The 313-nt window shown below is 45.0% G+C and carries 1 protein-coding gene; it reads left to right on the forward strand.

Annotation, left to right across the window (positions count from 1 at the left end; all coding sequences use genetic code 11):
• Positions 1–313: Rib/alpha-like domain-containing protein (locus tag E4T71_RS09355; protein WP_245165730.1), on the forward strand; the 313-nt coding region annotated here is incomplete at both ends.

Genomic DNA, 313 nt, shown 5'->3' on the forward strand with positions numbered 1-313 from the left:
TTGCAAATCTAGGAGACTTGCCAGCAGGTACTAAGGTAAGCTTTGAGGAACCAGTAGATACAACCACACCAGGAGATAAGCCAGCAACAGCTGTGGTAACGTATCCAGATGGTTCAACGGATAAGGTCCCAGTAACTGTTAAAGTTTCTGAACCAACCGACGCGGATAAGAACACACCAGTAGCGCAAGATCAGACCGTTAAACAAGGTGAGGAAGTAGATCCATCTAAATCTATTGCAAATCTAGGAGACTTGCCAGCAGGTACTAAGGTAAGCTTTGAGGAACCAGTAGATACAACCACACCAGGAGATAA

The sequence above is a fragment of the Streptococcus sp. WM07 genome, from assembly GCF_004570525.1.
Classification (GTDB): Bacteria; Bacillota; Bacilli; order Lactobacillales; family Streptococcaceae; genus Streptococcus.